Below are 12,521 nucleotides of genomic sequence, written 5' to 3'. Positions count from 1 at the left end.
GTTGTATCGGCATTAAACGCCACTACAAGGCCATTATCTATGGTCCATTAGTAGTGGGCGTTGCAGCAGATCAATAGAAGTGCGGGAGTTTTCTGCAGACGAGAAAAAGCATCGCTCGCAAGCCTTGCTCCTACAGGAGTGAGGCTTGCCCGCGATGCGGGCGTTACGAAATCAGGCCTGACGCTGGTGCTTGTCGATCTGTTCGTGACGCTCTTGAGCTTCGATGCAGTACTTGGTGGTCGGGCTGATCAGCAGGCGCTTCAGGCCAATGGCCTCGCCGCTGTCGTCGCACCAGCCAAAGCTGTCTTCCTTGATACGTTCCAGAGCCTGTTCCAACTGAGGCAACATGCGCTGGTCGCGATCGATCGCGTTCACCAGCCAGGTGCGCTCTTCTTCAACAGAAGCAGCGTCAGCCGGATCGGCCGGGGTGTCCAGGCTTTCGATGGCGATGCGGTTCTGTTCGATGCGCTCATGGGTTTCGACTTTCATGTTCTGCAACAGCTCAGAGAAAAAAGCATGTTGCTCGGCATTCATGTAGTCATCTGCCGGCATGGCCAGCAACTTGTCCTTTGTCATTGATATCTCTATAAAAAAACGTGCATTAAGGCGAATAAGGGAGCGTTCCGGCGGACCTGCGTTGGTCATCGGAAAGACGCCGTCTAATTCCAAGCGCCACCCGGCACTCAATTTACGAGGGGCGGCAGTCTAAGGCCGACTTGAGGCCTCAGCAACTGAAAAGACAGCGGATTTGTCCGACAAAGCCCAGAAAGTGCTCTATGGCAACCTTTGCGATGATTATCGGAGTGCGTTTATAGCAAGAAATTCAATCGAGCGGCTGTATATAGAAGATAAACGGCTGCGCCACGCGGGTCAGGCGTGGCGCATTGGCTGTTTTATCGGTGGCTCAGCGCTTGAGTTTGCGCTTGTTGCGGTACTGATCGATGACCACTGCCACCACGATGATCAGGCCTTTGATGATGTCCTGAATGTAAGCATCGACGCCAACAAAGGTGAAACCGCTGGCCATGACCCCGAGGATCAGTGCGCCGATGACCGTGCCGGTAATGCGTCCTACGCCACCGGCCAGGCTGGTGCCGCCGATCACTGCCGCGGCAATCGCGTCCAGTTCATAAGACATGCCCATCCCGGCCTGCCCGGTCGCGGCCCGTGCCGAAGCCACCACACCCGCCAGGCCTGCCAGCAACCCGGCGATGCTGTAGACGATCACCAGATGCCGCTTGACGTTGATCCCCGAGGTACGCGCCGCCTGCATGTTGCCGCCGATGGCGTAGGTGTACTTGCCGTACTTGGTGTAACGCAGGGCGATGTGAAAGATCACCGCGACCACCAGGAAAATGATCACCGGCATCGCGCCGTGTCCGATAGCCGTGTAGGAATCCGAGAGCATGCTCACCGGCTGGCCTTCGGTGTAGTAACGCGCGAGGCCACGCGCCGAGACCATCATGCCGAGGGTGGCAATGAACGGTGGGATACCGGTTATAGCAATGATGCTGCCGTTGATGGCCCCCGCCAGCAGTCCCACCCCAAGCCCGGTAATCACCGGAATCCATACCGGCAAGTCAGTCAGCGACGGGAACACCGCCCGGGCGAAGTCCGACGTCTGGGCCAGACTGGCAGCGATCATCGCCGACAGCGCCAGCACCGAGCCGGAAGACAGGTCGATACCCGTGGTGATGATGATCTGGGTCACGCCGATGGCCAGCAGGCCGATGATCGACACCTGCAGGATCATCAGCACCAGACGCTGGGAGTTCATCAGGAAGCTCTGGTCGCGCACGATCCAGCCAAACACTTCAAAGACCAGGCCGATGCCAATCAGCACCAGGAAAATACTCAACTCGGTCGGAAAGCGCCGGCGACTCTTGACCGGTGCCGTTGCTGGCTTGTTTTCCAGTATCGCGTTCATAAACACTCACCCTTCTATCGCGTCGCCGATTAGTGAACCGCGGACATGCCCGAAGCCAATTGCATCACTCGTTCCTGGGTCGCTTCGCTGCGGTCGAGGGTGCCCATCAGGTCGCCCTCGTGCATGACCATCACCCGGTCGCTCATGCCGAGCACTTCCGGCAGTTCCGAGGAAATCATGATCACCGCCATGCCTTCGCTGGCGAGGTAGGAAATGAGCCGGTAGATCTCGGCCTTGGCGCCGACGTCGATACCGCGAGTCGGCTCGTCGAGAATCAGGATCCGTGGATTGGTCATCAGCCAGCGCGCCAACAACGCCTTTTGCTGATTACCGCCGGACAAGGTATCGATGCACTGCTCCAGCGACGGGGTTTTGACCCGCAGCTTCTTGCACATGTCCTCGCACAAGGTGCGCAGGGCTTTTTGCTGGATGAAACCGTGACCGGCGTAATGCGGCAACACCGCCATTTCCATGTTCTCCAGCACCGACAGGCACGGGAACAGGCCGCTGAGCTTGCGATCCTCGGTCAGCAACGCGAAGCCCTTGTCGATCGCCATGTGCGGATCGCTGATGCGCACCACTTCGCCGTCGAGACGAATCTCGCCACCGTCGCTCGGCGTGATGCCGAAAATCGCTTCGGCGACGTTGGTCCTCCCCGAGCCCATCAACCCGGCGATGCCGAGGATCTCGCCGGCGTGCAGGTCGAAGGAAACATCCTTGAAAATGCCGTCCAGTTTAAGGTCGCGCACCGACAGCAGCAGATCGCCGATCGGCTTTTCACGCACAGGGAACAACTGGCTCAGCTCGCGGCCGACCATCATCGAAATCAGGCTGTCGCCGTCCATGCTGTCGGCCCGCTGCAGGCCGATGTAGGCACCGTCACGGAACACCGCCACTTCATCGGCGATGCTGAACACCTCGTTCATTTTGTGCGTGATGTAGATGATGCCTTTGCCCTGACGCTTGAGGTCGGCAATGATCGAGAACAGATGCGCGACTTCCTTGTCGGTAATGGCCGAGGTCGGTTCGTCCATGATCAGGATGTCGGAGTCGTAGGACACCGCTTTGGCTATCTCGACCATCTGCCGTTCGGCGATGCTCAGGTTGCCGACCTGCTCCTCCGGATCGAGGTTGATCCGCAGGCGTTCCAGCAGTTGCGCCGTGCAACGGTGCATTTCGCGGTGATCGATCATGTGCAGGCCATTGAGCTGCTCACGGCCGATCCAGATGTTCTCGGCGATGCTCATGTGCGGCATCAGGTTGAGTTCCTGGTGGATCATCGCGATCCCGGCCTGGAGCGCTGCCAGTGGCGTTTCGAAGACCACCGGCTTGCCCCGCAGGCGCAGTTCACCGGCGTCCGGCTGATAGATGCCGGCAATGATTTTCATCAGGGTGGATTTGCCGGCGCCGTTTTCGCCCATCAGGGCCAGCACGGAACCGGGGCGTACCCGAAGCTGCACATCGGACAAGGCCACCACACCGGGAAATCCCTTGCTGACGTTGATGATCTCCAGCAGGTACGGCTCATCGACAGGTGTTGCAGTTGGCTGGATACCCACCAACGGGGTGCTCGAAGCAGTCGCTGAAGCGAACATGATCAGGTACTCCATCAGCAAGGTCGCGGTCGCCACCTTGCGTATTTATTGTTGTTATTTGAACGGACGGGCTATTTGAACGTGTCGACGTTTTGCGGGGTGATCAAGCGGTATGGCACCCACACGGCCTGTTCAACAGGCTCGTTCTTGGCCATCTTCACTGCCGTGTCGATCGAACCGTCCGCCTGACCCTTGGCGTCCTGGAACACCGACACCGTCATGTTGCCTTTCTTGATCGCGTTCAAGCCGTCCGGCGTACCGTCGACACCGGCGATCAGCACACTGCCCTTGTCGACGCCGGCCTGTTGCAGGGCCATCGCAGCACCAATAGCCATTTCATCGTTGTTGGCTACGATCGCGTCGAACTTGCGGCCCTGGGTCAGCCAGTCGTTGACCAGGGTCATGCCCTTGTCCCGCAACCAGGTGCCGGTCTGCTCTTGCTCGATCTTGATGTTCGGATATTTGGCCAGCACGTCTTTGACGCCCTTGGTGCGGTTGGTGGTGGAGTTGTTCGCGAGGTCGCCCAGCAGAATCACGATATCGCCCTTGCCGCCCATTTTGTCGGCCAGGTACTGCATCTGCATTTCACCGGCCTCCAGATCGTTGGAGGCTACTGTGACCACGCCTTTGGGCAACTTCAGGTCATCGGGGCGGCGGTTGACATAGACCAGCGGAGTGCCGGCCTTGACGGCGGCTTCGGTGATTTTTTTGGTGGCGGCGGTATCCACCGGATTGACCACGATGGCATCGACTTTCTGGCTGATGAAGTTTTCGACCTGGCTCAACTGCTTGACCACGTCGCTGCGGGCGTCTTCGAATTGCAGCTGGACGCCATCGGGATAGGACTTGGCTTTCTGGTCCATGGATTCGCGCAGGTAGGTCAGCCAGGTGTCATCGAACTGCGACATGCTGACGCCGATCTTCATATCGGCGAGTACAGCGCCGCTGGCGAACATCAGGGACAAGGCAAGTGAGGCGAAACGGATCTTGGTCTTCATGAAAAGTCTTTCTCCACATTCTTGTTGGTTTTATGGATGAGGCGTGACGATTTCAGTAAGCGGCAAAAGAGTGAAAACGCGTCGCGAGGCAGGTCGCTGGAAATGACTCTATTAGAATATAATTTCTATATCAACTCATTTTAGAATTTTATTCTAATTTTGTTCCATGGCTTTCGAACGGACTCAACTCCACCACTTGATGGCGCTCGAAACTCAGTCGCGCAGCGTCTAGCACGCGGGTGGTCGCCAGTGCATCACGGGCGTCCACGGGCAGTGGGCCACCGCTCTGCAACGCGGCTTGCAGCTGTAAATAGAACTGATTCCAGCAACCGCGCTCGGAGGGCACCCGTTCGCGCACTTCGCCCTGTTCGAACCAGCCCCATCGGCGATGCTCTTCAACGCCCCAGCGTTCACCTTCGGATTTGGGCGAGAGCCCGGCGAGCGCCAATGCTTCCTGCCCGTCCAGGCCATCGACGCTGTAACAGCCTTGGGTGCCGGTCACCCGAAAGCGCGGGCCGGGGGTGTTTTGCAGGCAACTGCCGCCCAGGTGGGAGGTGACGCCACTGGCATGGGTCAGGGCCATAAAGAAGCCGTTATCGAAGACCTGGTCTTTTTCCAGGTAATCCAGTTCGGCGTAGACCCGTGTCACCGGACCGAATAAAAGCAACGCCTGATCCACCAGATGACTACCGAGATCACGCAGGAAGCCACCGCCACTGCCGTTGTTCACCGCTTGCGGTGAGTAACGCTCGATCCGCGATTCGAAACGGGTGACCTGGCCCAGCGCACCGGATTCGATGAGTTTGCGCACGGTAAGGAAATCCGAGTCCCAGCGACGGTTCTGGTAGACGCTGAGCCGTACGCCCTGGCGCTCGGCCATGGTGATCAGGGTTTGCGCCTGCTGCGCGTCAGCGGCGAACGGTTTGTCGCTGACCACCGCCACACCGTGCTCGATGCCGTCGAGCACCAGCGCCGGACGGCCCTTCAGCGGAGTGGACACCACCAGCACATCGATCCCGGCTTCCACCAACTGGCCGATGCTGTCAAACGCGGGCACCCCTGGATGCTCGGCCGCCAGCAACTGTCGGCGCTCAGGTGAACGAGTGACCACACCCACGAACGTCGCCGCCGGCAAACTGCTGATCAGCGGAGCATGGAAAAACCGGCCGCCATGGCCGTAACCGACAAGTCCGATACGCATGTTGTTCTCCTGATGATCGTTCCCACGGTCTGCGTGGGAATGCCGCCATGGACGCTCTGCGTCCGCCGTTATGTGACGCGGAGCGTCACGGGATGCATTCCCACGCGGACGGTTCGACGCCTCGACGTGGGAACGATCGGTTTCGAGGTTATTGGCACAGTTCGCGGGTCACGCGCTCAAGCATCATCCGGCTGGACTCATCCGGCCGGTCTTCCCAGGCAAACACCGACACTGTCGCAATACCGTCGAACTGGATCTCGCGCAAGGTGCCGAAAAACGCGTCCCAATCGACTTCGCCCTGACCGATGTCCAGATGCTGGTGCACGGTGGCGACTACACCCGGCGGGTTGACGATGTAGCGCAACCCTGAAGACGCCTTGTGGTTGTAGGTATCGGCGATGATCAGGTGGCTCAGTTTGGAGCCAGCGTACTTGAGCATCGAAGCGATATCGCCTTTGCCATCGTCATAGAAGAAGGTGTGCGGCGCCGCGTAGAGGTAGTTGATCCACTCGCGATCCAGACCGCGAATGATGTCCACCGACTCGTTGTTACGCTCGCAGAAGTCGTAAGGGTGGGCCTGGATATCAAGCTTGATGCCTTCGCGCTCGAACTCCGGGATCAGCTCGTCCATCGAGCGCATGAACTGGTTCTCGCAGACCAGCGGGTTGTCCGACTGGCCGGTGAATTCGGTGTTGACCAGTTTGCAGTCCATCTCCACGGCAATCTGGATCGCCCGCTTCCAGTTGCGTACGGCGGCCACTCGCAGGCCTTCGTCGGCAGCGGCCCAGTGGTACATCGGTAATAAGGAAGAGAGCTTGACCGCGGTGTCGCTCAGGGCTTTGCGAAATTCCTTGATCCGCGCCTTGTCGACTCGCGGGGCTTTGTAGAACGGCAGGAAATCTTCCCGGGGCGAGAGTTCGATGTGTTCGTAACCGAGCTCGGCGACCTTATCGACCATCTTGCCCAGGGACAGGGTGCGGTACATGTAGGGGTCTAGTGCGATGCGCATGTTTTTGTTCTCCATCACCTGACGCCGATCGTTCCCACGCTCTGCGTGGTAACGCATCAATGGACGCTCTGCGTCCGCTTTTGGGACGCGGAGCGTCCCGGGCTGCATTCCCACGCGGAGCGTGGGAACGATCATTACGGGGGGTTAGCCGTAGAAGTGTGGGCGTTCTGGCAGGCCGACTTTGACGATCTGGCCGTTGTTTTGGGCTTCGATGCATGCGTCTGCGGCGACGGCGGCAGCGAACCCATCCCATGCCGAAGGCCCACCCACCTGCCCTGCCCGCACACCATCGATAAACGCCTGCAACTCGACGTCGTACGCGGCAATAAACCGATCCTTCCAGTCCATCAGAATCGCGTTGGACAATTTCGCCCCGCTGCGCAATTGAACCTGCGACGGCTCAGGCAGTTTGGCAATGCCGGTCTCCCCCACGACTTCGCACTGGATGTCGTAGCCGTATTGGCAGTTAACGAACACTTCGACGTCGATGCGCGTGCCCTTGGCGGTTTCCAGCAGCACGATCTGCGGGTCTTTCAAATGCGCGAGCGCCTTGCTGCTCTTGCGCGGGAACACCACTTGCACCGACACGTAATCGTCGTCGAGCAACCAGCGCAACACGTCCAGTTCATGGATCAGCGTGTCGGTGATCGCCATGTCGGTCTTGTAGTTTTCACCGACGGTCGGGTTGCGGTGCGCGCAGTGCAACATCAACGGCTCACCAATCTGACCGCTGTCGATCACGGCTTTAAGTGCCCGATAACCTTCGTCATACGGACGCATGAAGCCGACCTGCACCAGGCGCTTGCCGTGGGCCACTTCGGCTTCGACGATCTTGCGGCAACCTTCAGCGGTGACCGCCAGCGGCTTCTCGCAAAACACCGGTTTGCCGGCAGCAATCGCAGCCAGCACGAACGCTTCGTGGCTAGGCCCCCAGGAGGTGACCAAAATGGCGTCGACTTCCGGCGCCTTGATCAGCGCATGGCCGTCGGGATAGACCTCGGCGGTCAGCTTCAGGTCAGAAACCACCTTCGCTGCTTGTTGCAAGTTGATGTCAGTGACAGCGACCACCTGGCTGTTGAGCAAGGTCTGGCTGCAACGACGGATGTGATCCTGGCCGATGGCCCCGGTGCCGATGACGCCCAGCCGCAATGGATTCGAAAGCAAAGACATGAAGACTCTCCTGTGAAGACTTATTGTTGTTCGTTTCAGAGCAATCAGTACTGACGGGCCTTGGCCAGTCGCTCATTCAGGGTCTTGGCCACCGCATCGGTGCGGGCGCTGGTGGAGACTTGCGCCACGCCAACCCGCCACCACGACAAGTATTTGTGAATCATGGTTTTGGGCAGGACCTTGATGTCGATCAGCGTCGATACCGTCTGCAATAGCGCATCGGCCAATGCCGCTTTCAGTTCTTCGACCGTGTTCACTGTGTAGGTTTTGCAGCCATAGGCCGCCGCGCTCATGGCGAAATCCACTGGCACGAAACCGCCGTCCAGCTTGCCGGTTTCCGGGTTGCGAAAACGGAACTCGGTGCCGAAGCTGTCCATCCCGTGTTCCATCTGCAAGTTGTTGATGCAACCGAACGTCATATTGTCCAGCAACACCACGTTGATTTTGCGTCGCTCCTGAATCGAGGTCGCCAGCTCGGAATGCAGCATCATGTAAGAGCCGTCACCGACCAGCGCATAGACCTCGCGCTCAGGCTCGGCGAGCTTCACACCCAACGCGGCGTTCACCTCGTAACCCATGCAGGAATAGCCGTACTCGACGTGATAGGTGTTCACCCCCTTGCTGCGCCAGCTGCGCTGCAAGTCACCGGGCAGGCTGCCGGCGGCGGCGACGATCACTGCGTCATCGGCGAGAACTTCATTGAGCACACCGAGCACTCGGCTCTGGGTCAGGCAAGAACCGGTCAGCTCAATGAATTCGCGCAGCACCGCCGGGTCCATGGGGTCGTTGATTTCCGGGATGAAGTCTTTGCTCTGGTAGTCGACCTGATAGAGGCGGTCGACTTCCTCGTCCAGTTGCGCCTTGGCCTGACGCGGTTGATCGCCCCACGCAGAACGGTACTCGCCCAAGGCATCAGCCAAGGCTTGTAACCCGACGTTGGCGTCCGCCAGCAGTTGCACGCCGTCGAGCTTCAGGGCATCGCAGGGGCTGATGTTCAGGTTGAGAAATTGCACCTCAGGATGCTGAAACAGGGATTTCGACGCGGTGGTGAAATCGCTGTAGCGGGTGCCGACACCGATGATCAGGTCCGCATCCTTGGCCAACAGATTCGCCGCCAGACAGCCGGTTTCACCAATCCCGCCAACATTCAATGGGTGACTGGACACCACCGCGCTCTTGCCGGCCTGGGTTTCGGCGAAGGGAATATCGAAGCGCTCGGCGAACGCCTGCAAGGCGGCATTGGCGCCGGAGTATTTGACCCCGCCACCGCAAATGATCAGCGGTTTGCGCTTGCCTTTGAACAGCGCCAAGGCATCGCCGAGCATCGCTTCGGTAGCCGGACGACGCTCGATGCGGTGCACGCGTTTTTGCAGGAAATAATCGGGGTAGTCGTAGGCCTCGGCTTGCACATCTTGTGGCAAGGCCAGGGTCACCGCGCCGGTTTCTGCAGGGTCGGTGAGCACACGCATGGCGTGGATCGCCGCCGTCATGAGTTGCTCGGGACGGTTGATGCGGTCCCAGTATTTGCTCACGGCCTTGAACGCATCGTTGGTGCTGATGCTCAGGTCGTGGAACTGCTCGATCTGTTGCAACACCGGGTCCGGCTGGCGGCAGGCGTAAACGTCGCCGGGCAACAGCAGCAAGGGAATGCGGTTGGCGGTCGCCGTCGCGGCGGCGGTCAGCATGTTCGCCGCGCCCGGCCCGACCGATGAAGAGCAGGCGTAGATCTTGCGCCGCAGGTGTTGCTTGGCGAAACCGATGGCCGCATGGGCCATGCCTTGCTCGTTGCGGCCCTGATGGACGATCAGGTCGCCACTGTCCTGCTCCAGTGCCTGGCCCAGGCCCAGCACGTTGCCGTGACCGAAAATGGTAAAGATCCCGGCGACGAATTTGCTTTGAACCCCATCGACCTCGATGTACTGGTTATCGAGGAATTTCACCAGGGCCTGGGCCATGGTCAGTCTTGTTGTGGTCATAACCGCACCTTTCAGGCCAAAGAGTTCTTCAGGTGATCCATGCTCGCGCCGATCGCCTGCTGGATATCCGCCAGGTCGTGGACACTGTCGGCAAACGGTTCGAACGACAGATAGCCGCTGTAACCGCTGCTGAGCAAGGTGTCGATTTGCGCCGCGTTGCCGAGGATGTCGCCCTCGCCCACCAGCACCCGATGGCCGTCGCGTAGGGTCGCCAACGGTGCCTCGGCATCCTCGACACCGGAGATGTGCACCAACCCGGTCAGCTCGGGGAAGAACTCATGCTCGCAGGCCAGGTGATGGTGAAAGGTGTCGTGAACCAGACGGAACACATCCAGCCCGCCGATGGCCTTGATCGCCTCCACCGCCGTGCGTTTACGGCGCAGCGAACACTCTTCAAAACCCAGCGGCTCGATGAAACCGAGAATGCCGTGTTCGCGCAGGATCGGCGCCAGTTCACTCAACGCCGTGCGCAGACCTGAAGCACGTTCGGCCTCGTCACGCGGGTCGGCACGGTCGTTGAGCGGACACATGACCAACCCTTGAGCGCCGCAATCACGGGCATAAGCGGCGAGTTTCAAGGCGTGTGCGCGGCGCTCGTCATTCCACACATCAAACGGATACAGCGCGTTGATCGACAGCACGGTGATGCCGTTGGCGTCACACAACTCACGGACGCGCTCGGGCGCGGTGCCGTCTTCGATCTCGACGTCTTTAAGGTCGTTGCGAATTTCGATCGCGTCGGCCTTGAGGGTCACCGCCAGCTCAATGAACGCGGGCAGGGACAACCGTGGGGCGACCATACGGTTCAGGGCGAAACGCAGGGGTGTGCTCATTATTGTTGTTCTCCGTGCAGACGTTGTAATTCAGAGATCCATCAGCCAGCTGTGCTGCGGATCGTTGTGGAACTGCCAGACACGTTTCGGGCCGGCCATCACGTTCAAGTAATACGACTCGTAACCGTACGGCACGCTGACCGGGTGGTAGCCCTTGGGCACGACCACGAGGTCGCTGTTTTCCACGGCCATGGCCTGATCGATGCTGCGATCGTCGGTGTACACCCGCTGGAACACGAAGCCCTGGGGCGGGTTGATCTGGTGGTAATAGGTTTCTTCAAGAAAGCTCTGGTGCGGCAAATCGTCGGTGTCGTGTTTGTGCGGCGGGTAGCTCGACGAGTGACCCGATGGCGTGCGCACTTCCACCACCAGCAGCGAATGGGCCGGTTCGGTGTCCGGCAGAATGTCGCAGACGTAACGGGTGTTGGCGCCCTTGCCGCGCACGCTGCGTTTCATGGTGTCGGGTTTGATCAGCCGTGGGCCGAGGCCGTTGCTCGTCGAACCAGGTGCGGCGCACACAGCGATCTGCACGTCGCTGAGCGCCACCACTTGCGCCTGACTGCCCGGCGGCAAGTACGCCGCGAACGGGGATTTGTCTTCGAACACCGACTGACGATCGCCGATGTTGTCCCAGTCGAACGCGCCCTGCCCCGGCGCTTCGCCCTTGAGGCTGACCCGACCGCAGAGCAGCACCAGGCACAGTTCTTTATCACCGGCCGACACCGGCAGGGTTTCGCCCAGGCTCAAGCGGTAAGCGGCGAAGCCGACGTACTCAAGCTCACCTTTACCCAGCTCGACCATGGTCCGGCCATGGGCATTGCTTTTGACCAGCAGGTTCATCACTTAGTCCTCTCATCGAGCAGCGTGCGCAGGGTGTCGTAGCCTTTTTTGGCATAGACGTAACTCGGCGCCACCGCCGGGTCCTGCTCGGCTTCGACCACCAGCCAGCCGAGGTAATCGGCCGCCAGCAGCTCGTCGAGCAAGGCGCCGAAGTCGATATCGCCGTCGCCGGGCACGGTGAACGTGCCGTTGATGATGCAGTCCGGGAAGCTCCACAGATTGTTGCGTGCGAGTTGCACCACCGGTTTGCGCACGTCCTTGAAATGCACGTGGCAGACGCGTTCTATGTGTTTGCGCAGCACCTGCAACGGTTCGCCGCCACCCATATAGCAATGGCCCGAATCGAACAACAGGCCGACTTCACTGCCGGTCAACGCCATCAACGTGTCGATGTCCGCCGGGGATTCGACGTAGGCACCCATATGGTGGTGATACGCCAGGCGCACGCCTTGGGACAAGGTGAAGCGTGCCAGCTCAGTGAGCTTGTCGGCATATTCCTGCCAAGCGTGTTCGGTGTGGAAACGCGGGCGTTCAACCAGCGGAATGCGCTGGCCTTGAATGGAGTCGGCGACTTCGCCGTACACCAGCACCTTGGCGCCGTTCTTCGCCAACAGCTCGACATGGCTGCCGATGGCATCGATTTCTTCGGCCACCGAGCGGCAGGCCAGACGACTGGAATACCAGCCTGACACCAAGGCCAAGTCGTATGGCCGCAGCACGTCACCGACGCCTTTGGCGTCCTTGGGGAATTTGCCATTGAGTTCGAAACCTTCGTAGCCGATGTCCTTGCCTTCGCTCAGGGCGGTGCTCAGCGGCGTCTCCCCACCGAGGGACGGCAGGTCGTCGTTGCTCCAGGAGATCGGGTTGATGCCAATTCGAATAGCGGGCATGGCTGCACCTTTTATTGTTTTCTAAATTTCCGTTGAGTCTAAGGCCGCCTTCGCGGGCAAGCCTCGCTCCTACGGGAAGCTG

11 protein-coding genes are annotated in these 12,521 nt (G+C 59.7%); all 11 read right to left on the bottom strand.

Annotation, left to right across the window (positions count from 1 at the left end; translation table 11 throughout):
• Positions 1-171: 171 nt before the first annotated feature.
• Positions 172-576 (bottom strand): TraR/DksA family transcriptional regulator, encoded by a 405-nt coding sequence (locus ACYZT3_RS12220; protein ID WP_007907888.1) that lies wholly within the window; start codon positions 574-576, stop codon positions 172-174.
• A 328-nt stretch (positions 577-904) separates the two neighbouring features.
• Positions 905-1,927, bottom strand: coding sequence for an ABC transporter permease (locus ACYZT3_RS12215; RefSeq protein WP_462032182.1), 1,023 nt, complete (start codon positions 1,925-1,927; stop codon positions 905-907).
• Positions 1,928-1,956: 29 nt separating this feature from the next.
• Entirely contained in the window at positions 1,957-3,522 is a 1,566-nt protein-coding gene (locus tag ACYZT3_RS12210) for a sugar ABC transporter ATP-binding protein (protein ID WP_282377834.1), read from the bottom strand.
• A 71-nt stretch (positions 3,523-3,593) separates the two neighbouring features.
• Positions 3,594-4,520, bottom strand: coding sequence for a sugar ABC transporter substrate-binding protein (locus ACYZT3_RS12205; RefSeq protein ID WP_462032181.1), 927 nt, complete (start codon positions 4,518-4,520; stop codon positions 3,594-3,596).
• 148 nt (positions 4,521-4,668) lie between these two features.
• Positions 4,669-5,721, bottom strand: coding sequence for a Gfo/Idh/MocA family protein (locus ACYZT3_RS12200; protein WP_462032180.1), 1,053 nt, complete (start codon positions 5,719-5,721; stop codon positions 4,669-4,671).
• A 148-nt stretch (positions 5,722-5,869) separates the two neighbouring features.
• Positions 5,870-6,730 carry a sugar phosphate isomerase/epimerase family protein gene (locus ACYZT3_RS12195; protein WP_282377831.1) on the bottom strand — a complete coding sequence of 287 codons (861 nt, stop codon included), beginning with the start codon at positions 6,728-6,730 and terminating at the stop codon, positions 5,870-5,872.
• Positions 6,731-6,874: 144 nt separating this feature from the next.
• A complete protein-coding gene (gene iolG, locus ACYZT3_RS12190) occupies positions 6,875-7,900 on the bottom strand; it encodes a bifunctional inositol 2-dehydrogenase/D-chiro-inositol 1-dehydrogenase (RefSeq protein WP_462032179.1) in 1,026 nt (341 codons plus the stop codon).
• 44 nt (positions 7,901-7,944) lie between these two features.
• Positions 7,945-9,876 carry a 3D-(3,5/4)-trihydroxycyclohexane-1,2-dione acylhydrolase (decyclizing) gene (gene iolD, locus ACYZT3_RS12185; protein WP_282377829.1) on the bottom strand — a complete coding sequence of 644 codons (1,932 nt, stop codon included), beginning with the start codon at positions 9,874-9,876 and terminating at the stop codon, positions 7,945-7,947.
• An 11-nt stretch (positions 9,877-9,887) separates the two neighbouring features.
• Complete coding sequence (locus ACYZT3_RS12180; protein WP_462032178.1) at positions 9,888-10,709, bottom strand: TIM barrel protein; 822 nt, start codon at positions 10,707-10,709, stop codon at positions 9,888-9,890.
• Positions 10,710-10,739: 30 nt separating this feature from the next.
• Positions 10,740-11,549, bottom strand: coding sequence for a 5-deoxy-glucuronate isomerase (gene iolB, locus ACYZT3_RS12175; RefSeq protein WP_282377827.1), 810 nt, complete (start codon positions 11,547-11,549; stop codon positions 10,740-10,742).
• Positions 11,549-12,439, bottom strand: a complete 891-nt coding sequence (gene iolE, locus ACYZT3_RS12170) for a myo-inosose-2 dehydratase (protein ID WP_462032177.1) — start codon at positions 12,437-12,439, stop codon at positions 11,549-11,551. Before iolE ends, iolB begins: the two co-directional genes overlap by 1 nt.
• Positions 12,440-12,521: the final 82 nt, after the last annotated feature.

Source organism: Pseudomonas sp. MDT1-16 (genome assembly GCF_054898115.1).
Note: the sequence above shows the minus strand (reverse complement) of the source record. Positions and strands in the feature narration are given on the sequence as shown.

Coding starts and splice junctions, on each gene's coding strand:
- ACYZT3_RS12180 (WP_462032178.1), bottom strand. CDS start 10,709: ATGAGCACACCCCTGCGTTTCGCCCTGAACCGTATGGTCGCCCCACGG.
- ACYZT3_RS12195 (WP_282377831.1), bottom strand. CDS start 6,730: ATGCGCATCGCACTAGACCCCTACATGTACCGCACCCTGTCCCTGGGC.
- iolE (WP_462032177.1), bottom strand. CDS start 12,439: ATGCCCGCTATTCGAATTGGCATCAACCCGATCTCCTGGAGCAACGAC.
- ACYZT3_RS12220 (WP_007907888.1), bottom strand. CDS start 576: ATGACAAAGGACAAGTTGCTGGCCATGCCGGCAGATGACTACATGAAT.
- iolB (WP_282377827.1), bottom strand. CDS start 11,549: ATGAACCTGCTGGTCAAAAGCAATGCCCATGGCCGGACCATGGTCGAG.
- ACYZT3_RS12200 (WP_462032180.1), bottom strand. CDS start 5,721: ATGCGTATCGGACTTGTCGGTTACGGCCATGGCGGCCGGTTTTTCCAT.
- ACYZT3_RS12205 (WP_462032181.1), bottom strand. CDS start 4,520: ATGAAGACCAAGATCCGTTTCGCCTCACTTGCCTTGTCCCTGATGTTC.
- iolD (WP_282377829.1), bottom strand. CDS start 9,876: ATGACCACAACAAGACTGACCATGGCCCAGGCCCTGGTGAAATTCCTC.
- ACYZT3_RS12210 (WP_282377834.1), bottom strand. CDS start 3,522: ATGTTCGCTTCAGCGACTGCTTCGAGCACCCCGTTGGTGGGTATCCAG.
- ACYZT3_RS12215 (WP_462032182.1), bottom strand. CDS start 1,927: ATGAACGCGATACTGGAAAACAAGCCAGCAACGGCACCGGTCAAGAGT.
- iolG (WP_462032179.1), bottom strand. CDS start 7,900: ATGTCTTTGCTTTCGAATCCATTGCGGCTGGGCGTCATCGGCACCGGG.